A 19,530-nucleotide genomic window follows, 5' to 3' on the forward strand; every position below is an offset into this window, starting at 1 on the left:
TCTTGTCACCCGAAGAGTCGGCGCCAGGTCTCCGGACCGGGGTAGCCGTCGGCCGCTCCGCCCCGCCAACCCTGGGCCCGTTGGAATGCTTCGACATTGCGCCGGTCCGCCTCGGTCCACCGGGGCCCGGGGCCCGATGCGTAGTGCTTGCCGAATCCCTTCTTCACCAACTGCTTGCCGAGCCTGTCGACATGGCTGCTGGACTGTCCGGGCCGGAAATAGCCCCGCCCGGGAAACTTCGAAGCCGGGTTCGAGTCGCCGTGGCCGGTCCCCGTGCCGGGGATGTCATGGCCGGTTCCGTCGGCCAGCAGCCGCCAGGTGTCGGGGCCGGGGATGCCGTCCGCCTCCTTGCCCTTCCAGCCCTGGGCCTTCTGGAAGGCCTGGGTCGCGCGCCGGTCGGCGTCGCCCCAGCCCGGCCCGGGGCCGACCTTGTAGAAGCGCTTGCCGCCCCGGTCCATGAGCATCCTGCCGAGCTGGGTGACGTACTTGTTGCTGGCGCCGGGGCCGAACTTCGCGGCGCCCGGGAACCGCGCCGCCGAAGTACCGCTGACGGCACTGCCTCCGGCGAGGCCCTTGTAGCGGTACGCGACGTAGTGGGCGGAGTTGGTCCAGTACGCCATGGGCGTCTTCTTCTTGCGGGTGTGCGGCTTCGTCTGCTCGTACGCCGTGTAGTGGGTGTGCGTGTGGTCGGTCCAGCCGCCGAAGATCGTGACGTGCGAGCCCTTCGAGGGGTCGGCCGGATTGTGGAAGAGCAGGATGTCGCCGGGCTGGAGATCCTTCCGTGCGATCCGTGTCCCGAACGCGGCGAGGCTGCCGGTCCACTCGTTGCCCGGCAGGTTCCAGGCCATCGACACGAATCCGGAGCAGTCCTGCCGGTATCCGTCGGGCCAGTACTTGACCATGCTGTACGGGACCCCGGCCGACACCCACTTCTTCGCGCGGTTGATGATGTCGGCCCGGCTGCTCTTGCGCAGCTTGGGCGTGGTGGTCGTGGACGAGGGCGGCCCCGCGGCGCCTCCGCCGCGCAGCGGTCCGGGCCCGCCCTGCGGGCTGTCCCCGTCCGGGTCCGGCCGGGCGGCTCCGGCCGCCTCCGCCGCCCGGTCGCCCGTCGTGCCCGTCGAACCCGCCGCCTCGGCGACGCCGGAGCCCAGCACCACTCCGGCCGCCGTGGCCAGCACCAGGGCACGGCGCGCGCCGTGCGCGGCCGGATGACCTCCGTACCGCAGGGGCAGCGCACTGGCGGCGGCCCGCCGCTGTGCGGCGCACCCCGCACAGATGCAGTCGACGGCGGGCACGTACTCCTCGAAAGCCGGCACAGTCATGCGATTCCCCTCCGCAGTCGTCAAGATCTTTGGGCGCATCTGCACGGGCGCCAGTGTCTCAACTCTCCCGACATATTGCATTTTGACGGATAGAAGGGAAAAAACGACCATCCGACAGGCCGCGATGGACGGTAAATGGTCAGGAGCACCCCCCGGCTTCGGGTAGAGTTCTCCAGGTCAGCAGGCGCCGCTAGCTCAGTTGGTTAGAGCAGCTGACTCTTAATCAGCGGGTCCGGGGTTCGAGTCCCTGGCGGCGCACGCAGAGTCAAAGCCCCCTCACTACGCGTGAGGGGGCTTTGATCGTTCGCGAACCCCTCGCGCCGAAGCCTCCCGCACCGAAACCCCCACGCCGGACCTCCGCCCCGCGACGCCCTCCACAGCACCACCTTTGACCACTACCTGCACAGACGCCGCACGGTCGTCGCGGATCTTTCATACAGTCACCATCTGGTCACTCAGCGAAGCGAGTACAGGGCACAACTCAGCACCGCGAGGATCCGGTTCAGGGCGGATATCGGCAACCGGGCTCCGGTGCACCCGGGTTGGTACTTGCTGTTCGTGACGGGCGGCAGGGGAACGCCGTCTCGGGGGCGTGGATCAGGGAAACACCGTCCGGGGGCGTGGATCGAGGCCCCGTGGGGCCGGGCGGTGTTGGGCTTACCGCGGGCCTTCGCGGAGAGCCGCTTGCCGAACTCCGTCGTACCGGCCCGTGTGGTCTCGAAGTCGGAGACGTCGACGGCGAATCCGTCGGCGGCGCCGCTGCCCGCGCGAGCGCAGCGGCCGGCGGAGCGCGTCGGGGGTGTGCCGGCCGGCGTTGCCCGCGTCCAGGAGGACGCGGGCGCCGGGTGCGGACGTCGGTGCGCTGCCGCATCCGTACCGTCGTGACATCTCAGATGCTGTCGCCCGCGGGCTTCTCACCGGTCAGATAGGCGGAGACGACCACATTCGCGTCGTACGAACGCGACGCCCGGTCGTAGGCACCGCCGCAGGTGATCAGGCGGAGCTCCGCCCGGCCGTCCTTGCGGGGGCCGTACGCCTTGTCGGCGTCGAAGCGGGCCCGGGTGAAGACCTGGACGTCGTCGATGGTGAACTCGGCGACGGTGCCGTCGGCGCGGGTGATCTCGACCTTGGCGCCGGGGCGGGCCGCGCTCAACCCGTAGAAGACGGCCGGTCTGGTCTCGGTGTCGACATGGCCGACGAGGAGGGCGGGGCCCTTCGCGCCGGGCTCGGTGCCGCCGCCGAACCAGCCGACGGTCTGCGGCGTGTCGAACGGGGGCGGGTCGATCGCCCCGTCCTTGTCCAGGCCGCGGGCGACCACGGGCGCCTCGACGCCGATCGACGGGATCTCGACCCGCTCCGGCACGGCCCCCTCGATCGGGTCGTGCGGCGGGGGCAGCGGTACACCGAGGGGGCGGCCAACCGCCGCGACATCGCCGGTGGTCGGGGCGGAGCTGGCGCCGGAGCCGTCGGTAACGCCGCGGCCCCAGAGCCACAGGCCCAGCAGCAGGACGGCCCAGACCACTCCGGCGAGCAGTCTGCCGTGCCCCGCGTGGCTGTCCGGGGCGGACATGTCAGTCCGTGGCCGGACGGCGGCGGCGCGCGCTGCGGAACGCGACGGAGACGGCCGCGACCGCCGCCAGGGCCAGTCCGATCACCGCGTGCACAGCGCCGGGGCCTTCCTGCCGGGCGTCCCGGCCGGCGAACAGGACGGTGCCGCCACCGCCCGCGGCGACCGGGGCGAGCGGGGTGGCCCGGCCTCGGTCGACGACACCGACCGTGCCGGCGGCCCCGGCGCCCTTGCCGTCCTTGCAGTCGACCCGGATGTCGTAGTCGCCCGGGGAGGCGTCCGAGCTGATCCGGGCCTCGGCGAAGAGGCCCCCGTCCGCGGCGGGCGAGAAACGCGCCTCGGAGACGAAGACGTCGGACGAACCGGTGGCCTCGCGGCCCTTGCAGCCTTCCAGCCGCAGATCGAGCTCGCCGCCCGGCGCGACGGATGAGGGGGTCACCGTCAGGGAGGCGCGGCCTTTCTCCGGGGCGGCGCCGGAGTCGGAGTCGGCCAGTGCGGCCGAGGCCGGCACCAGGGTCGCCGCGACGACCGCGGCGGCACAGAACGTGAGGGGCATGGAACGCATCGTGAACCTCCTCAATGAAGGTTCATGCCTTCCGGCGGTTTTCGCATCCGCAGGAGCGCGAGGAAAGGGCCCGGGGCACCCGCCCGAGGCCCTCCCCCGCCCTGCGGGGACCGTGTCCCGCCGGGCTCAGCCCGCGTCGACGAGATCGACCAGATCGGCGATCGAGTCGACGACCGTGGACGGCCGGAAGGGGTGCTTGTCGATGTCGGCGACCGTGGTGAGCCCGGTGAGGACCAGGAAGGTCTGCATCCCCGCCTCCAGCCCGGCGAGCACATCGGTGTCCATCCGGTCGCCGATCATGGCACTTGACTCCGAGTGGGCGCCGATCGCGTTGAGTCCGGTGCGCATCATCAGCGGGTTGGGCTTGCCCGCGAAGTACGGGGCCTTGCCGGTGGCCTTGGTGATGAGGGCGGCGACGGAGCCGGTGGCGGGCAGCGGACCCTCGGCGGACGGTCCGGTCTCGTCGGGGTTGGTGCAGATGAAGCGGGCGCCGCCGTTGATCAGCCGGATCGCCTTGGTGAGCGCCTCGAAGCTGTAGGTGCGGGTCTCGCCGAGGACGACGTAGTCGGGTTCGTGGTCGGTGAGGACGTAGCCGATGTCGTGCAGGGCGGTGGTGAGACCGGCCTCTCCTATGACGTACGCCGTGCCGCCGGGCCGCTGGTCGTCCAGGAACTGGGCGGTGGCCAGGGCGGAGGTCCAGATGTTCTCCACGGGCACGTCCAGGCCCATGCGCTTCAGCCGGGCGTGCAGGTCGCGGGCGGTGTAGATGGAGTTGTTGGTGAGGACCAGGAAGGGCAGTCCCGAGTCACGCAACCGCTTGATGAAGGCATCCGCCCCGGGGATCGGTGTCCCCTCGTGGATCAGGACTCCGTCCATGTCGGTGAGCCAGGATGAGATCGGCTTGCGCTCTGCCATGTAGGGAACTCCTGCCGTACGCCGTGTGCGGGGACGCCGGCGGCACCGCGTCGTGCAGCGCCGACGCCCCCGATTTTAGAGCGTCCTCCAATGGGGGTGGACGCTCGAAGGCCGTCCGTCCGACGTGCGGGAACGAGACGTGCGGGAACGAGGCGTGCGAGAACGACCGGATCGGCGGGCCGTGAGTGTCACCCGTCGATCGCCCGGAACCAGTTGTTGCCGCTGGTGTGCCGGAAGCGGACCTGTGCGGTGGTGGGGCGCAGGGTGGCCCGGGGAGTGACCCGGGGAGCGGTCCAGGGTGCGGCGCAGGGTCGCCCGGGGAGCGGCCCGGGGTTGTGCGGTCCAGGGTCGCCCGGGGAGTGGCGCAGGGCCGCCCGGGGAGCGGCCCGGGGTGCGGCGCAGGGTCGCCCGGGGAGTGGCGCAGGGTGGCCCAGGGTGCGGTCCGGGGCTGCTCAGGGGTGTGCGCGGCGCGACCGCCGGGCCTTGATCACCATCGCCCCGCCGCCGATCAGGAGCCCGGCGACGGTGAGGCCCGCCGCAGGGACGCCGACCGATCCGGTCGCTGCCAGCTCCGGGCGATCGCTCTGTGCCGGGGTCCGGCCGGGTCCGACCGGCCGGGGCTCGCGCGAGGCGTCTCCGGTGCCGCCGACCTCACCGGTGCCGGACGTCTCACCGGTCCCGGCAGTCTCGCCGGCGTCGGCCATCTCACTGGTACCGGATGTCTCCCCGGCATCGGCAGTCTCGGTGCCAGCCGTCTCACCGGTACCGGACGTCTCCCCGGCGTCGGCCATCTCACCGGTGCCGGCCGTCTCACCGGTATCGGTCGCCTCCCCTGTGTCGACCAACTCCCCTGTATCGGTCGCCTCCCCTGTGTCGGCCAGCTCCCCGATATCTGCTGTGTCGGCCAGCTCCCCGATATCTGCCGTCTCACCGGTCCCGGCGGTCTCGCCGCCGTCGCTCCCGTCGACGACGGCGAAGGGATACTCCTCCGACTCGCCGACCCAGGCCCCGTCGTCCTTGCCCGGCTCGCCGTCCGTGCCGCCCGCCACGCGCTGCCGCTGGACGATGGCGGCGTTGGCGATGATCCGGCCGGGGCTGGTGTCGGAGGTGAACGCCATCCGGACCTGGACGGTGACGGTGCGGCCCGCCGGGACGGTGAAGCCGCCGAAGGAGTCGTCGCCGTCGCCGCCGAAGACGCCGATGTGCTCGTCGTGGTCGGTGGTCTCCCAGGTGACGCGGTGCTCCGTACCGGGCCGGTCCTGCTCGGAGAACTTCAGCTGGATCTGGTCGGAGGTCAGCTTGCGGTCCTCGTCGATGAGGACGAGCACCGGGTGGATGGCTGGGCACGACTCGGTGGTGGTGTTGGTCAGATCCAGGTACCAGGTTCCGTAGCCGCCGCCGGGCGCGTAGGTGTCCGGGCCGCCGTGGATGCGGGTGCTGATCGGAAAGTCCTCAGCCGCCGGATCACCGCAGGACGGCTGCTGGTCGGCGGCGGTGGAATCGGGCGACGAGACCGGGGCGGCCGAGGACTCGGCGGAGGCGGGGGCGACGGATGTGCCGCCGAGGACCACGCTCGCCGCGGCCAGCCCGAGCGCCAGCCCGTGCCGGGTCCGCCCGGGGGGCGGCGAGGGCGAGGGCGGACGCGCGGGGGCGGTGAAGACCGGGAGGGACGCGGCCACGGTCACCGGGACGGAGGCGGGGCTGACGGTGGGGAAGGTGGGGACGGACGCCGGGCCTGACGCGGTCATGGGCAGCGTGGTGGGGACAGGGACGGCGATGCGGCCGGGCATCGTACCGAGTGCGCGGCCCGGCGCGGAGTCGGTCGGCGGGGTGGATCCGGCCGGTGAGGTGGAGCCGGACGGGGTCGGGGCAGGAGTGGGGCCGGGGGCGGAGGGCACGGGGGGATCACCTTCGCTGCTCGCGAGACGTTCGGCTCACCCCGTACGCCGGAGTCACCGGTTTCTGGGCCGCGACCCTGTCACGCACGCGCGAGGCGGCCCGCGCCGACATGCCGGGGGTCCGCCCGGCCGGCCGCCCGGTTCCGCCCGTCCGGCCCCAGCCCTCCGTTCACCCCCTGCGGCCCCAGCCCTCCGTTCGCCCCGTCCGGCCCCGGCCCTCCGTTCGCCCCGTCCGGCCCCGGCCCTCCGTTCACCCCGTCCGGCCCCGGTGCCTTCGCTCACGCCCCGCCCGTGTCGCCGGCCCGCCCGAACAGCGGGGCCAGGACCAGCTGAGCGGCCCCCTCCGCGACCGGCCGGTCCCCTCCCTCGGCGACGACGACCGGCACCGGCTCGTCGGCACCGCCCCGCCTGGCGCGCTCCTCGACCACGGCGCGGACGCCCCGTACGTAGGCCTCGGGATCGGCCGCCACCGTACGGCCGCCGAGCACCACCCGGTCGACGTCGAGCAGCCCGACGAGGTTGGCGGCGCCGGTCCCCAGCACCCGGGCGGCCTCCGCGACGTCCCCCCGGGCAACCGCGGCCAGACAGAGCGCCTCGATGCAGCCGCGCCCCCCGCAGCCGCAGACCGGCCCGTCCAGCTGAACGGTCTGGTGCCCGAACTCACCGGCCGCGGTACGGGCCCCGCGGTGCAGCGCCCCGCCGAGGACCAGCCCGGCGCCCAGCCCGGTCCCGAGGTGCAGATACGCGAAGTCGCCGCCGCCCGCCGCCCGCAGGGCGAGCCCGAGGGCGGCGGCGTTGGTGTCCTTGTCGACGACGACGGGCAGCCCGGTCCGCACGGCGAGCGCGTCCCGCAGCGGATGGCCGTCCCACTGCGGGAACCCGGTGACGCGGTGCAGCACCCCGCCCCGGTGATCGAGCGGGCCCGGCACCGCGACGCCGACCCCGAGCACCTGCCGGCCCCCCGGCCCCGCACCCCCGCCCCGTACCGCCATCACCGCGTCCCCCGGCCCCGCACCCCCGCCCCGTACCGCCATCACCGCGTCCCCCGGCCCCGCATCCCCGCCCCGTACTACCGCCATCACCGCGTCCGCCGGCCCAGCACCCCCGCCCCCTACCGCCATCACCGCGTCCGCTGCCGCCGCGAGCACCTCGTCCGCCGGGGCGCCGAGGTCCAGCGGGGCGGTGCGGCTCGCGGCGACCGTGCCGGACAGGTCGACGAGCACCACCGTCAGCTCGTCGCGGTCCAGGTGCAGGCCGACCGCGTACCCGGCGTCCGGCACCAGCCGCAGCACGGTGCGCGGCTTTCCTCCGGTGGACGCCCGGTGCCCCGCCTCGGCGGCCAGGCCCTCGGCCCGCAGCCGGGCGGTGATCTTGCTGACGGCCTGCGGCGTGAGCCCCGTGCGCTCGGCGAGTTCGAGCCTGCTGATGCCGGCCCCGCCCGCCACCCGCAGCAGATCCAGCACCAGGGCGGTGTTGTGGCTGCGCAGCGTCGGCAGGTTCGCGCCACTGTTGCTCCGATTCACCGTCCCATTGTCCCTGTCGCTTGCACTATGGCAACAGCGTTGCTTAAGTGGCGGGCATGACTGGCAACGCGACCCACGAGACGTCCGGACCGTCCGAGGCCCCCCTGCGCGTCGGACTCGTCGGCTACGGCCTGGCGGGTTCCGTCTTCCATGCCCCGCTGATCGCGGCGACCGACGGTCTCGTCCTCGACACGGTCGTCACCTCGGACGAGGAGCGGCGGGCGCGGGCGCGTGCCGAGTTCCCCGGCGTGCGGTTCGCCGCGTCGCCGCAGGAGCTGTGGGAGCGTGCGGACGGACTCGATCTGATCGTGATCGCCTCGCCGAACAAGACCCATGTCCCGATCGCGACGGCCGCGCTGGAGGCCGGCCTGCCGGTCGTGGTGGACAAGCCGATCGCCGGTACGGCGGCCGAGGCGCGGGGGCTCGCGGCCCTGGCCGAGGAGCGCGGGCTGCTGCTCTCGGTCTTCCAGAACCGCCGCTGGGACAACGACTTCCGCACGCTCGCCCGCCTGCTCGCGGACGGCGAGCTGGGCGAGGTGCAGCGCTTCGAGTCCCGCTTCGAGCGGTGGCGCCCGCAGTTGAAGGGCGGCTGGCGCGAGTCGGGCGACCCGCAGGAGATCGGCGGGCTGCTGTACGACCTGGGCAGTCATGTCGTCGACCAGGCGCTCACCCTGTTCGGCCCGGCGGCGCTGGTGTACGCGGAGTGCGATGTGCGCCGCCCCGGGGCCGCTGCCGACGACGACACGTTCATCGCGATCACCCATGTGAACGGGGTGCGCTCGCATCTGTACGTCAGTGCCACGGCGGCCCAGCGCGGCCCGCGCTTCCGGGTGCTCGGCCAAAGTGCCGGCTATGTGAAGTACGGTCTCGATCCGCAGGAGGCCGAGCTTCGCGCGGGCGTGCGTCCGGCGGCGGACCGCCCGTGGGGCGAGGAGCCCGAGCAGCTGTGGGGCCGGATCGGCTCGGGCGAGTCCCCGCTGTCCGGCGGCGGCATCCCGGTCCGCACCCTGCCGGGCGACTATCCCGCGTACTACGCGGCGGTCGCCGACGCGTTGCGTGGAAAGGGTGAAAATCCGGTGAACGCCCTTCAGGCCGCGGCGGCCCTGGATGTCCTGGAAGCGGCCCGCCGCTCGGCCCGCGAGGGCGTCACCGTGAAGCTCTCCGACACCGCCGATCCGGATTCCGCCTCCGCCGATACAGAGGAGCAGCCCGTATGAGCCCCAACGCTCCGACCATCTCCGAGCTCATCGCCCAGGAGCGCCGTCTGACGCTGCCGCACTTCAGCCACGACGACGCGTACGCGCTCGGCGACCTGCTCGTCTCGATGGCCCGGAAACGGCACGCCCCGGTCGCGATCGACATCCGCCGCGGCGCACAGCAGATGTTCCATGCCGCGCTGCCGGGATCGAGCGCGGACAACGACGCCTGGATCGACCGCAAGCGCAAGGTCGTGGAACGGTACGGCGAGAGCTCGTACCTGGTCGGAACGCGCTTCCGGGCGAAGGGGACGACCTTCGACGACTCCTCGCGCCTGGACCCGAGCGACTATGCCGCGCACGGCGGCTCGTTCCCCATCGCGGTCGAGGGCGCGGGCGTGATCGGCTCGGTCACGGTCTCGGGCCTGCCCCAGGCGGAGGACCACGCCATGGTGGTCGAGGCGCTGGAGCAGTTCGCGACGACGCTCGACGCGTAGCAGAAGACGCGCGGGGCGGGGCGGTCACCGGAGACACCCGACGACCCGATGCGCCCCGCGCGGGCGGTCACCGGAGACAACCGAAGTCCCACCCCGCCCCACGCGGGCGGTCACCAAAGACACCCGCCGACCCGCACCGCCCGCACCGCGCAGTCCGCTACGCGTCCTTGAGCTCCTGCCGTTGCCGCCCCAGCCCGGCGATCTCCAGCTCCACGACATCGCCCGCCCGCAGATACGGCTTGGGCTCGGGCTGCCCCAGGGCGACCCCGGCCGGCGTCCCGGTGTTGATCACATCGCCCGGGTACAGCGTCATGAAGTGGCTCAGGTACCGGACCACTTCGCCCACCGGGAAGATCTGATCGGCCGTCGTGCCGTCCTGCTTCAGTTCACCGTTGACCCAGAGCTTCAGCGACAGCGCCTGCGGGTCGGCGACCTCGTCCGCCGTCACCAGCCACGGCCCCAGCGGGTTGAACGTCTCGCAGTTCTTGCCCTTGTCCCAGGTGCCCCCGCGCTCGATCTGGAACTCGCGCTCGGAGACGTCGTGCGCGGTCGCGTATCCGGCGACGTGCGCGAGCCCCTCCTCGGCGGATTCCAGATAGCGGGCGGTGCGCCCGATGACGACGGCCAGCTCGACCTCCCAGTCGGTCTTGACGCTGCCGCGCGGCACCAGCACCGTGTCGTCGGGTCCGACGACGGTGTCCGGTGCCTTGAAGAACAGGATCGGCTCGGTGGGTATCGCCGCGCCGGTCTCGGTGGCGTGGTCGTGGTAGTTCAGCCCGATGCACACGATCTTGCCGATCCGGGCGAGCGGCGGCCCGACCCGCAGCCCCTCGGCGTCGAGCTCGGGCAGTTCGCCGGGCGCGGCCGCGGCGGCCCGCACCCGGGCGAGCGCCGACGCGTCGGCAAGCAGGGCGCCGTCGATGTCGGCGACGACTCCCGACAGGTCGCGCAGGGTTCCGTTCTCGTCCAGCAGCGCCGGTCGTTCCGCACCTGCCGTACCCACACGAAGCAGCTTCAACGGTCTGTCTCCCCTTGGTCGCGATCGGGCCCGTCGGATGGGTGTCGACCCTCGCAGGCTTGTCCGATCGTCGAAGACCTCTGATCACTCTGCAAGACTCTGTTCACATACTGGACCGGCGCGTGCGCCGCTCCGCTCACGCCGCGGTGGCCACGGCGGCCCCGGCGGCCGGCATGTCGCGGTAGAGGAAGGCCCGCTCGACCGCGGTCCAGGTGGTACTCGTGACGACGTACAGCGCGGCGGCGAGCGGTACGACGGACACGGTGAAGAGGGTGGCGAAGGACATCAGCGGCATCAGCTTCGTCATCGCGCCCATGCCGGGCACCGGCTGTCCGTCGGGTCCGGCGGCCGGAGTGACGGGGTTGGCGGCCATCTGCTGCTTCGTACGCCGGTAGTTGAACGTGGCCACGACGGTGACGATCGCGAACAGGCCGAGGTAGACCAGGCCCTGCGCGCCGAACAGTCCGCCGTGCGCGAGCGCGTCCTGCCAGCGCTCACCGAGCGGGGCGCCGAAGAGCTGGTGGCCGAGGAGCTCGTTGGGCTCGCCGCCGATGCTCTGGCTGGAGAAGAGGTGGTAGAGCAGGAAGAAGGCGGGCATCTGCAACAGGCTGGGCAGGCAGCCGGAGAGCGGCGAGACCTGCTCCTTCTTGTGCAGTTCCATGAGCGCCTTCTGCATGCGCTCGGGGTTCTTGCCGTGCTTCTTGCGCAGTTCGGCGATCTGCGGCTGGAGCCTGGTGCGGGCCTTCTGCCCCCGCGCCGCGGCCCGCGACAGGGGGTGCACGGCGAGTCGTACGAGTGCGGTGAACAGCACGATGGCGGCGGCGGTGGACGCGGTCTGGAAGAGCGGGTGCAGCACATCGGCCAGCGCGCCGACCAGGCCTGCGAACGCGGACATGAAGACGGACATGGGTAAGCCCTCCGGGGGTCTCGTCGTGCCGGGAGAAAGAACGGACTCGGCATGACGAACCGCGCGGGGCGCCCAGGGCGCACCTACCGGGGTGGCTGTTGCTGCTTGCTACTGCTGCGAGCCCCTACGCGGCCGTCGGAAGGGCACGGCCGGGAGCTCGGGGGCGCCTGCGCCCCTTGGCGTCCGGGTCCCGCTGGGGCAGGAACGCGGTGCGTTTCTCCCGGTCGCGGATGGCGGTGCGGACCCGGGTGCGGGGCACCGGGGTGGCGCAGCGGGCGCTGATGACCGAGGCGACGGCGAGCGCGGAGCCGGCGGCGGCGGTCGCGGCGAGCGCGACCGCGGCGGAGAGGCTGCCGCCCTCGGCGAGAAGGACTTCGGTGATGAGGAAGAGCAGCAGTCCGGCGGGGCGGAGCAGCTGGGCGAGGCCACTGCGCAGACGGCTCGTGTCGCCGTTCATCGGCCCCTCCCCTCTTCCCCTTCGCGGCCGCTCGGCCGAGCGCGTCCATGTCGTTCGCACAGGCGCGCATGCCGTTCGCACAGACGCGCGCCTGATGCTCTCCAGCCGTTATACACGATGGGTCCGGCGCACCGGTCCGTCCGATGTCGGTCACTGGCCGGTTCCGGTGTCGGTCAGTGACCGGTCCCGGTGTCGGTCAGTGACCGGTTCCGATGTCGGCCGGTGACCGGTCCCGGTGTCGGCCGGCGCCGGTTCCGATGTCGGTCAGTGGCTGGCTCCGGTGTCGGTCAGTGACCGGTCCCGGTGTCGGTCAGATGCCGGTTCCCACGAGAGCGCCGCCGGGTTCCGCCTCCTGTCGCGGTGCCCCGGTCTCGTCCCGGGCGAGCACCTCGTCGTCCGGCCGGTCGTCGCGCTCGCGCGGCCCCGCGTACGTCACCGCCAGCGCGACGGCGAGGTTGACGCCGAGCGCCACGATGCCCGCGTTCACCCCCCACACCGGGTCGTTCTCCGTGAACACGAACCCGCACACCATCCCCACGCCGACGACCAGACCGCTCATCGCCCCGAGCAGGGTCAGCCGCCGCCAGATCAGCCCCAGCAGCACCATGGGGAGCAGCTGCGCCATTCCCTCGTACGAAATGAGGGAGAGCCGCACCAGGGTGTTCGGAGCGGTGTACGTGAGCAGCAGCGCGAGGCTCCCCGCGACCACGACGACCACCTGCGCCGCGCCCTTCTGCCGCCGCTCCCAGCGCGGTACGAGCGAGAGCACGCTGCGCCCCCACATCGTGCCGATGACCAGCATGAAGACGGCCATCGGCACGATCGAGGAGAGCGCCGCCGCGACACCGATGACACCGACCGCCCAGGCCGGCAGCGAGTCCACGACGAGCCGGAAGAGCGCCAGGTTGGACTCGGCCCCGACGAGGCCGGGCACGACGAAGAGGGCCGCCATACCGAGCAGCATCGGCACGAACAGCAGCACGTTGTAGGCGGGCAGCAGCATCGCGTTGCGGCGCAGCACGTCGGCGTTCCTCGCGCCGAGGTAGCCCGCGACAGTCGTGGGGAAGATCACCACGGTGAGCGAGTTGAGGAACGAGGTGGTGATGAACCAGGCCTGTCCGAGCCCGCTGTCCCCGTGCCCGGGGAAGGTCAGCCACTCGCTCTTCTCGGTGACGAGTCGGTCGAGGAAGGGCCCGTACCCGTCGAAGTAGTGCATCGGTACGTAGAGGGCGAGGAAGCCGAGCGTGACGATCACGAGGACGTCCTTGAGCACGGACACCCACGCGCTGCCCCGCAGCCCGCTCACCACGACGAAGCCGGTGGTGACGGCGAAGGCGATGAAGTAGGCCCAGTTCAGGCTGATGGCGCCGTAGGAGATGGTCGAGACGACCACGCCCATGCCGGTGATCTGGAGCTGGATGTACGGCAGCAGGAAGACGGTCGCGAGGACGGCGACGAGCGCGCCGAGCCAGGGCCGTCCGAAGCGGTGCGCCACCATGTCGGTGATCCCGACGAGCCCGTGCCTGCGCGCGTACGCCCAGAGCATCGGTCCGACGACGTAGCCGATGGCGTACCCGCAGGACATGTACGCCACCACGTAGAGCACCGGCGCCCCGTAGTTGTAGCCCCATCCCGCGGCGCCCAGGTAGCTGAAGCTGGTGTAGCCCTCGCCGGCCATCAGCACCCAGATGAACACCGTCCCGAGGCTGCGTCCGCCCACGGACCATTCCGCGAGCCCGCCGCCCTCGCCGTTCCCCTTCCGCCGCCCGCGCGTCGCGAGCAGTCCGAGGGCGACGGTGACGGCCATGAAGACGCCGAAGACGGAGGTCGCGACCGTGGCGTTCACCGGCGGTCCCCCCGCCGGGTCAGCCATACGGCGACGGGGGTCAGCAGTGTCGCCCCGAGCAGCCACACGAAGAGGAACGGCAGCCCGAGAATCACCGGGTGGACCCGGTTCACGAGCGGCAGCGCCCCCAGGTACAGCACGTAGGGGACCAGCAACCACAACAACTGCGGACGTCGTCTGAGCACGTGAGGGAACCTTAGTGCGACGCCGCTACCGCGACCGGACATCATTGAGTTCTCCCCATACGACAAGCCGGTAGCGGGAGGTGAATTCGGGCGTGCAGGTAGTGAGCGTCACATAGGAACCGGCCCGCTCGTACCCGGGGTACGGCTTCAGATTGCTGCGCGGGACGGCGGCGATGACACCGCTGTCGCGCGGGCTCGTCCGCGCGAGCGTCCGGCCGACGGAGTACGTGTACACGGCGTCCCGGGTCTCGATGTCGATGCGGTCCCCGCGTCGCAGCCGGTTGATGTATCGGAAGGGCTCGCCGTGGGTGTTTCGGTGTCCGGCGAGCGCGAAGTTCCCGGCCTGGCCGGGCTGCGCGGTGCGTGGGTAGTGCCCGACGTACCCCTTGTCCAGGACGCCGCTCTTGCCGACGCCCTGGGCGACGGGGGCGACGAGCCCGAGCCGGGGGATGCGGATGACGGCGTACGCCTGGTCCCAGCGGGGCGCGGAACGGGCGGCGCCCCCCGTGGCCGGCCGGCCACCGGCACCACCGGTGCCACCGGCACCGCCGGGCTTCTGTGAACCGGCCCCGGGATCACCGTCGTCCCCGGGCACTGCTCCAGCTCCCCCGCGCTCCTCCTCCCACTCCCGCTGAAGGGCCCGCACCTGGTGCTCGGCCCCGGCGCGGGCCTGCCGGTTGGTCCACCACAGCTGATGAACAACGAGCAACAAGAGGACGACGCCGAGGGTCATCACCAGCTCGGCACCCGTCCAGAGCCCGCGCGCGACGACCCTGCGCCCCCGCGCGTTCCGCTGCACCACCACCGGTATCCGCTCCCGCACGGCCCGCACGATAGGCCCACGGCCCGTAACTCTCCAGGCCTGGAACACTCTCCGCCCCGCAGCCATACAGCAGTACGGTGTGATTTATGCGCCCCGACACGCCTGCTGACCACACCACCGAAGCCGAGCGTCTGCTGCGCGCCGCGGCACGGTACCCCGAGGACCGTGAGCCGCTGCTCCTCCAGGCCGCGGCCCATCTTGAACTCGCCGACGACCGCGCCCGCGCCACCACCCTCTACGAGGAACTCCTCGGCTCTCCCGACCTCGACCACCCCCACCTGGTCAAGGCCCTGAACGCGGCCAATCTGTGGGAGTACGGCCACGAGGCCGAGGCCCGCGCGATCATCGAAGGCATCCGCGCCGCAGGCCCGCTCGACCCCGGGCCCTGGGAGATCGCGGCCGAGACCCTCGAAGCCCACGACGAGCTCGAAGCCGCCCACGACTGCTTCTCGACCGCGCTGACGCTGCTCCTGGCGCCGGGCGAGGAGGTCCCGTACGCCACCCACTCGCTGCTGTTCGGCCGCCACCGGGTACGCAGGCTGATGGGCGTCGACCACGACGCCTGGGACGAGCTGGCCGACACCCTCCACACCGCCGCCGTCCCGCTGGACGAGCTCCACGACCCGAAGCGCCTGTGGTCACTGGGCTCCTCGGACCCGGCCGAGCTCCAGGCCGAGATCACCCGCCTCCGCGCCGAGTTGGGCACGTACCGCACGGCGCTGTCCCGCCCGTTCCCGGTCGCGCTGCTGCACTGGCCGGCCGCCGAACTCGCCGAACTCCTCACCGCCTACCCGGACCTGCGCGACGAGTACCCCTCCCACCCCGAGCACCTGGCCCGCCTGGAGGCCGCGCTCCGCGACCTCCACCAGGCCGGCACCCCGAACCTCGGCATCGTGACCGGCACGGTCCCGTCGTACGAGGCCTTCGCCGCCTCGGAGGCCGCCTCCCCGACCGACCCTGACCTCCTCCCCCAGTACGCCACCACCCTCGCCGCCCGCGGCCGAGCCATCCCCTGGCCCCCGGCCCGCAATGCGGCGTGCTGGTGCGGATCGGGTCACGCGTACCGGGAGTGCCACGGGGGCGAGTGAGGCATCAGTAAGGAGGTGCGGGGGCGGCCCCGGAACGGCCGGGCCGCCCCTCCGTGCGGACGAGGAGGCACGCGACAAATGACTGATACATCGTCACGGCACGTGTCCGCAGGACGACGAGGAAGGTTCGACGGGCGGTCACCCGTGTCGTTCGACCGGTTGCTCGATGTCGATCTCGTATGCGGTCTCCCGCCGCACGTCGACAACCGTGATGTCCCGTGACGCTGCCGGACTCCCGTCCGTGTCGTAGTAGATCCGTTCACTCTCCTGGATCAGGCCGCTGGCAGAGATGCCTAGTACTCCAGCCGTAGATCGTGATCTTCATGCGCAGGGCTCTTACCCATGCGGATCAGACTCAGAGCCCCGAGCTGTCGGCGGCTCCTGGTCGCACGTCAGGTGGCGTCGGCCGAGGCGGGTGAAGGCGGTGGGGCTGGGGCGGCGCGGGAGGAACTCCTTGATCCGCTGGGCGCATTCGCGTGGGCTTGCGGTGCTGGTGTCGCACTCCAGGTCATAGTCGCCATGGCCGTGAACGAGGTCGTACTGGTGCGCCGCGAGGCCTGGCGGGCGGTCGCCCCGGGCCAGCTCGCGCCGGGCCAGTTCGTCCAGCGGGCAGTGGACACCGACGAACAGTACGTCCTCGGGCCGTAGAACCGTCAGGCAGTCGAGCAGCCGCCACGGCTCGCTCAGAACGTGATCGACTACAACGTCGTTGCCCACCTCGGCCATGGCCGCAATCGAGCGATGGAAGCCCATCCTGGTCCGCCGCAGCGCGGCGTCGAGCTCTTCCGCCCCGAGCTCCCGCTTGCTGCGCATCGCGTTGAAGCCGTCGACCGCCATGTGGAAGAAGACGCCGTCGTCCAGGATGTCCAGAAGCTCCCGGGCGATGCTCGACTTCCCTGAGCTGGAGGTGCCGTTGAGGAATATGATCCGACCAGGTGCCATATCGGCATGATCACACGTTGCCGCCCCGGCGCTGCGTTGAGGGGATCTCCAACGGATCTCGGCGCCCGGCAAGATCCGTAAGAGACCCCAGCCCCACCAGAGCGTGTGATCGCACCGGTGAGGGCGGGTGCAACGACAGCTGCGGCCACTGTTGATCATCGGTGTGTGAAGACTGAAGATCACGCGGTGGCCGCAGGTCACAGCGTAGACCCTGCCCGTTGGCAGGAGGCGTTCGAGGGCCTGATGCACCAGATCGCGGGCCGGTTCACGCGGGTGGAACCCCGGCGCCGGGCGCGGGACTTCGTACTCGGGCTGTTGTCGGACTTGCCGCGCAAGAACTGCTGGACGATCGCCGAGTGGGCTGGGGAAGTCGCCCGGCCGGTCCGCGATGCGGCCCACCGGCTCGGATGGTCCGACTGGCGGCGCCGCCACCACGCCCGCGCCCAGGCCAGTCATTACCGCCGACAAGCCGCGAATCAGGCATGAAGATCACGATCTACGACTGGAGTACTAGCAGGCCGGCCTGATCTTGAGCTGGGTCTTTCCTTCCGCACCGAGAACTTCAAGCTGATGGGTGGCAACACCCAATAGATTGTGGGTGGCTGCTGCGGCATTAACCAGCGACAGCTGCGGGGATGTCGATGGCGATGCTGGTGCACATGCCCCGGCGCGAGTACCAGAATCAAGCAGCTCTCGGAGCCAGGTCTCCTCCAAGGACGCCGCGGCAGCGGAGGCCCCTTCGAAGTGTGACAGTCCGAGTCATCGAGGAAAGAGACTCTTCAGTCCCTTCAAGGCCCGAATAATTTGCGCTAGCGGAGAATTATTCTCCATCTGTAACGGGCTACAGCTCTCCCGATTGAAGGTCTGCAATTGCGGCTAGAGCAGCTGCTCTGAGCTCACTTGGAACGGCCTGATTTCTCTGCATTGAAGATAGCTGCGGAATGGCGTCTACATGATGCCACATCACGAGTCCATCGATAAGAAACTGGGCAATCTCCGGGTCGCTTTCATTTTGGAGTCTGGCGAGAAATACGACACCAGCTTCGCCTGTGTCGTAGTCATAGATATAGGTCATGGCCGCACCCCGAACCTCGGGATCCTGATTATTCACGAAAGGTCGGGCCGCGGCAGCGTATTCGCGTGCACCGCGGGCATGAAGCGTACGGAGAGTAGCCGACAGATCGGGTCTATCGAAATTTGAAATGGAATTATTCAAAATTGACGCAAGGGCTCGGTCGGCAAGTTCATTCTCGCCCATAAAATCAAGGAGTGCTGCATAGTCTTCCTTGAAATAGGCGTTTGGTGAATCAAGCGCCATCAAGGCGAGGCGAGTGAGTGATTTGCTTTCAGTGATTGCCAGAGCCAGCAGGAGAATTAACGCCTCGCTTTCGTCCGCCACTGGGAGGTTTTTGATCGTCCATTCTGCCCGGACAGCAATGCGGAAGCGCTTGTCGGGTGGGAGCGAGGCGAGCTTTGATGCAACATCCTCCCAGGGAATTCCCCCAGGATTATTTTTTGATTTGCGGATTTTTAACATTCTCGTGACAGCGTCGTCCTCATCGGGTGTGCGCATCACGTGACTCAGCCTCCCAGTTTCTCTTGGACCACCTCGGGAGATACTTGACCCCGCACTCCACCTATCACGGATATTCTACGAATCCGTGCATTGACATCGTGCACGAGTGCGTCGGGGTTGCTGGGATTACTGGAGACCACCAGGTAGTTCTCGACAGGGGCTGTGCCCGGTTGGTGTGACGGCTCCACTTTGTAGACGAATACGTTGCGACGTCCGCCTTCCTGGAGAGGCAGCCTTTTTGGGAGATTTTGCCTCTTGGCATGGAAGACGAAAACTTTTCTTTTTCGTCCATCGATTTCCTCGACCTCTATGACGCCGTCGCCTGCAGCAACGAACTTATTGGCAGTATTTCCATCGATTACGCCCTTGGGGCCGGAGATCAAGTCGGAGATTGCCCCTTCTTCGAATTCGATCTCGACGACAACCGCGTATGAAAAGTCTTCCGGATCCTCTTGCTTCTTCTGCTTCTGCCTGACGTAATGAATGGAATATATGGATTCAACGGCGAGGCCAGGCTCCCCCTTAGGCTTACCCCTCTCTACGCGAATATTCAACCCCTGACCCTCTTTTATTTTTCTGAGCTCCGTGAATCCCATTGCTCGAAATGCTTTCTCGACACCCCCCTTTTGGCTCTCTGGTGTAACCTTGTCCACGACTGGTATTTTGTTCGGAAATTCTTCGAATTGAGGGTTGATGGCGCCATATATTCGCGCCTTGTTTTCACCCTGATCTTCCACGCGGAGTTCACGTAATCTGTGTCGATGTTTGATTGCGGAGAGAAGTATTCGTAATTTGGCTCCCGTAATCCCGCGACTCAGTACGCGAAGGACTGAATTTCTTGCTGCATTCAAGCGCTTGATCTTGCTTTCTTCTCTCTCGGTTTCCTTGTTTTTGCTCTGCCCTTTTATCTTCGCCCAGAGCTTTTTGCCTGCCTTGGCTATGAAGTTGACGATTTTGTCGATGGCGCGGTTGACGGGGCGGGATACGGCGTGGAAGACGGATTTGACCTTGTTGGCGAGGGAGCCGATGCCGAGGAGTGAGGCGAGGAAGCCGATGAGGAGCGGGACGCTGGCGGCGAGGGCGGCCTCGACCATCTTCGGGACGCCTGCTGCGCCGCCGTTGGCGATGGCGATGACCGCGTCCAGGACGGCGTTGACGAACTCCACGATCTGGGCGCCCTGGTTCACGATGAACGTGACGATGTC

The 19,530-nt window shown here is 69.8% G+C and carries 17 protein-coding genes, 1 tRNA gene and 2 pseudogenes; 5 read left to right on the forward strand and 15 right to left on the reverse strand.

From position 1 onward, the window contains the following. Positions 1-5 precede the first annotated feature (5 nt). The gene (locus ACWCQ6_RS16480; RefSeq protein WP_451089702.1) at positions 6-1,322 is read right to left on the reverse strand and encodes a peptidoglycan-binding protein; all 1,317 of its coding nucleotides are present in this window, start codon (positions 1,320-1,322) and stop codon (positions 6-8) included. 184 nt (positions 1,323-1,506) lie between these two features. Between ACWCQ6_RS16480 and ACWCQ6_RS16485 the strand changes: the two genes are divergently transcribed. After that, positions 1,507-1,580 (forward strand) — tRNA-Lys (locus ACWCQ6_RS16485). 631 nt (positions 1,581-2,211) lie between these two features. On the opposite strand, the gene ACWCQ6_RS16490 is transcribed toward ACWCQ6_RS16485, so the two are convergent. The 5 genes from ACWCQ6_RS16490 to ACWCQ6_RS16510 all read right to left on the reverse strand — a co-directional run bounded on the left by ACWCQ6_RS16490 (position 2,212) and on the right by ACWCQ6_RS16510 (position 7,790). Continuing rightward, complete coding sequence (locus ACWCQ6_RS16490; RefSeq protein ID WP_451089704.1) at positions 2,212-2,892, reverse strand: class F sortase; 681 nt, start codon at positions 2,890-2,892, stop codon at positions 2,212-2,214. Position 2,893: 1 nt separating this feature from the next. Beyond that, the gene (locus ACWCQ6_RS16495; RefSeq protein ID WP_451089706.1) at positions 2,894-3,454 is read right to left on the reverse strand and encodes a hypothetical protein; all 561 of its coding nucleotides are present in this window, start codon (positions 3,452-3,454) and stop codon (positions 2,894-2,896) included. A gap of 126 nt (positions 3,455-3,580) precedes the next feature. After that, a complete protein-coding gene (locus tag ACWCQ6_RS16500) occupies positions 3,581-4,369 on the reverse strand; it encodes an HAD-IIA family hydrolase (RefSeq protein WP_451089708.1) in 789 nt (262 codons plus the stop codon). 452 nt (positions 4,370-4,821) lie between these two features. Continuing rightward, positions 4,822-6,267 (reverse strand): peptidase, encoded by a 1,446-nt coding sequence (locus tag ACWCQ6_RS16505; protein WP_451089710.1) that lies wholly within the window; start codon positions 6,265-6,267, stop codon positions 4,822-4,824. Positions 6,268-6,545: 278 nt separating this feature from the next. Continuing rightward, entirely contained in the window at positions 6,546-7,790 is a 1,245-nt protein-coding gene (locus tag ACWCQ6_RS16510; RefSeq protein WP_451089712.1) for an ROK family transcriptional regulator, read from the reverse strand. Positions 7,791-7,846: 56 nt separating this feature from the next. Between ACWCQ6_RS16510 and ACWCQ6_RS16515 the strand changes: the two genes are divergently transcribed. After that, complete coding sequence (locus tag ACWCQ6_RS16515; RefSeq protein ID WP_451089714.1) at positions 7,847-9,007, forward strand: Gfo/Idh/MocA family oxidoreductase; 1,161 nt, start codon at positions 7,847-7,849, stop codon at positions 9,005-9,007. Continuing rightward, a complete protein-coding gene (locus ACWCQ6_RS16520; protein ID WP_451089716.1) occupies positions 9,004-9,483 on the forward strand; it encodes a heme-degrading domain-containing protein in 480 nt (159 codons plus the stop codon). The genes ACWCQ6_RS16515 and ACWCQ6_RS16520 overlap by 4 nt, the downstream gene beginning before the upstream one ends. Before the next feature lie 157 nt (positions 9,484-9,640). Here ACWCQ6_RS16520 and ACWCQ6_RS16525 read toward each other — a convergent pair whose 3' ends face one another. From ACWCQ6_RS16525 to ACWCQ6_RS16550, 6 genes are all read right to left on the reverse strand, one after another. After that, positions 9,641-10,501, reverse strand: coding sequence for a fumarylacetoacetate hydrolase family protein (locus ACWCQ6_RS16525; RefSeq protein ID WP_451089718.1), 861 nt, complete (start codon positions 10,499-10,501; stop codon positions 9,641-9,643). 136 nt (positions 10,502-10,637) lie between these two features. Next, positions 10,638-11,408, reverse strand: a complete 771-nt coding sequence (locus tag ACWCQ6_RS16530) for a YidC/Oxa1 family membrane protein insertase (protein WP_451089720.1) — start codon at positions 11,406-11,408, stop codon at positions 10,638-10,640. Positions 11,409-11,532: 124 nt separating this feature from the next. Beyond that, entirely contained in the window at positions 11,533-11,865 is a 333-nt protein-coding gene (locus ACWCQ6_RS16535) for a DUF6412 domain-containing protein (protein ID WP_451089722.1), read from the reverse strand. A gap of 310 nt (positions 11,866-12,175) precedes the next feature. Then, the gene (locus ACWCQ6_RS16540) at positions 12,176-13,711 is read right to left on the reverse strand and encodes a sodium:solute symporter family protein (protein WP_451089724.1); all 1,536 of its coding nucleotides are present in this window, start codon (positions 13,709-13,711) and stop codon (positions 12,176-12,178) included. Then, positions 13,708-13,866 (reverse strand): DUF3311 domain-containing protein, encoded by a 159-nt coding sequence (locus tag ACWCQ6_RS16545; RefSeq protein WP_189547109.1) that lies wholly within the window; start codon positions 13,864-13,866, stop codon positions 13,708-13,710. The genes ACWCQ6_RS16540 and ACWCQ6_RS16545 overlap by 4 nt, the downstream gene beginning before the upstream one ends. Positions 13,867-13,921: 55 nt before the next feature. Continuing rightward, complete coding sequence (locus ACWCQ6_RS16550; protein WP_451089726.1) at positions 13,922-14,728, reverse strand: class E sortase; 807 nt, start codon at positions 14,726-14,728, stop codon at positions 13,922-13,924. Between the two features lie 77 nt (positions 14,729-14,805). Here ACWCQ6_RS16550 and ACWCQ6_RS16555 point away from each other — a divergent pair, with 77 nt between their 5' ends. Beyond that, positions 14,806-15,807: an SEC-C metal-binding domain-containing protein gene (locus ACWCQ6_RS16555; RefSeq protein ID WP_451089728.1), complete on the forward strand. Its 1,002-nt coding sequence runs from the start codon at positions 14,806-14,808 to the stop codon at positions 15,805-15,807. Positions 15,808-16,143: 336 nt separating this feature from the next. Here ACWCQ6_RS16555 and ACWCQ6_RS16560 read toward each other — a convergent pair whose 3' ends face one another. After that, complete coding sequence (locus tag ACWCQ6_RS16560; RefSeq protein WP_451089730.1) at positions 16,144-16,749, reverse strand: chloramphenicol phosphotransferase CPT family protein; 606 nt, start codon at positions 16,747-16,749, stop codon at positions 16,144-16,146. 243 nt (positions 16,750-16,992) lie between these two features. Here ACWCQ6_RS16560 and ACWCQ6_RS16565 point away from each other — a divergent pair. Beyond that, a pseudogene (locus ACWCQ6_RS16565) lies at positions 16,993-17,118 on the forward strand (IS701 family transposase); the annotation flags it as partial. 472 nt (positions 17,119-17,590) lie between these two features. On the opposite strand, the gene ACWCQ6_RS16570 reads toward ACWCQ6_RS16565, so the two are convergent. Both ACWCQ6_RS16570 and ACWCQ6_RS16575 read right to left on the reverse strand, forming a co-directional pair. After that, the gene (locus ACWCQ6_RS16570; protein WP_451089732.1) at positions 17,591-18,325 is read right to left on the reverse strand and encodes a hypothetical protein; all 735 of its coding nucleotides are present in this window, start codon (positions 18,323-18,325) and stop codon (positions 17,591-17,593) included. A 5-nt stretch (positions 18,326-18,330) separates the two neighbouring features. After that, positions 18,331-19,530 (reverse strand): annotated as a pseudogene (locus ACWCQ6_RS16575) (hypothetical protein); the annotation flags it as partial.

Source organism: Streptomyces sp. NPDC001880 (genome assembly GCF_053594575.1).

Coding starts and splice junctions, on each gene's coding strand:
- ACWCQ6_RS16480 (WP_451089702.1), bottom strand. CDS start 1,322: ATGACTGTGCCGGCTTTCGAGGAGTACGTGCCCGCCGTCGACTGCATC.
- ACWCQ6_RS16490 (WP_451089704.1), bottom strand. CDS start 2,892: ATGTCCGCCCCGGACAGCCACGCGGGGCACGGCAGACTGCTCGCCGGA.
- ACWCQ6_RS16515 (WP_451089714.1), top strand. CDS start 7,847: ATGACTGGCAACGCGACCCACGAGACGTCCGGACCGTCCGAGGCCCCC.
- ACWCQ6_RS16560 (WP_451089730.1), bottom strand. CDS start 16,749: ATGGCACCTGGTCGGATCATATTCCTCAACGGCACCTCCAGCTCAGGG.
- ACWCQ6_RS16500 (WP_451089708.1), bottom strand. CDS start 4,369: ATGGCAGAGCGCAAGCCGATCTCATCCTGGCTCACCGACATGGACGGA.
- ACWCQ6_RS16495 (WP_451089706.1), bottom strand. CDS start 3,454: ATGCGTTCCATGCCCCTCACGTTCTGTGCCGCCGCGGTCGTCGCGGCG.
- ACWCQ6_RS16530 (WP_451089720.1), bottom strand. CDS start 11,408: ATGTCCGTCTTCATGTCCGCGTTCGCAGGCCTGGTCGGCGCGCTGGCC.
- ACWCQ6_RS16535 (WP_451089722.1), bottom strand. CDS start 11,865: ATGAACGGCGACACGAGCCGTCTGCGCAGTGGCCTCGCCCAGCTGCTC.
- ACWCQ6_RS16555 (WP_451089728.1), top strand. CDS start 14,806: ATGCGCCCCGACACGCCTGCTGACCACACCACCGAAGCCGAGCGTCTG.
- ACWCQ6_RS16520 (WP_451089716.1), top strand. CDS start 9,004: ATGAGCCCCAACGCTCCGACCATCTCCGAGCTCATCGCCCAGGAGCGC.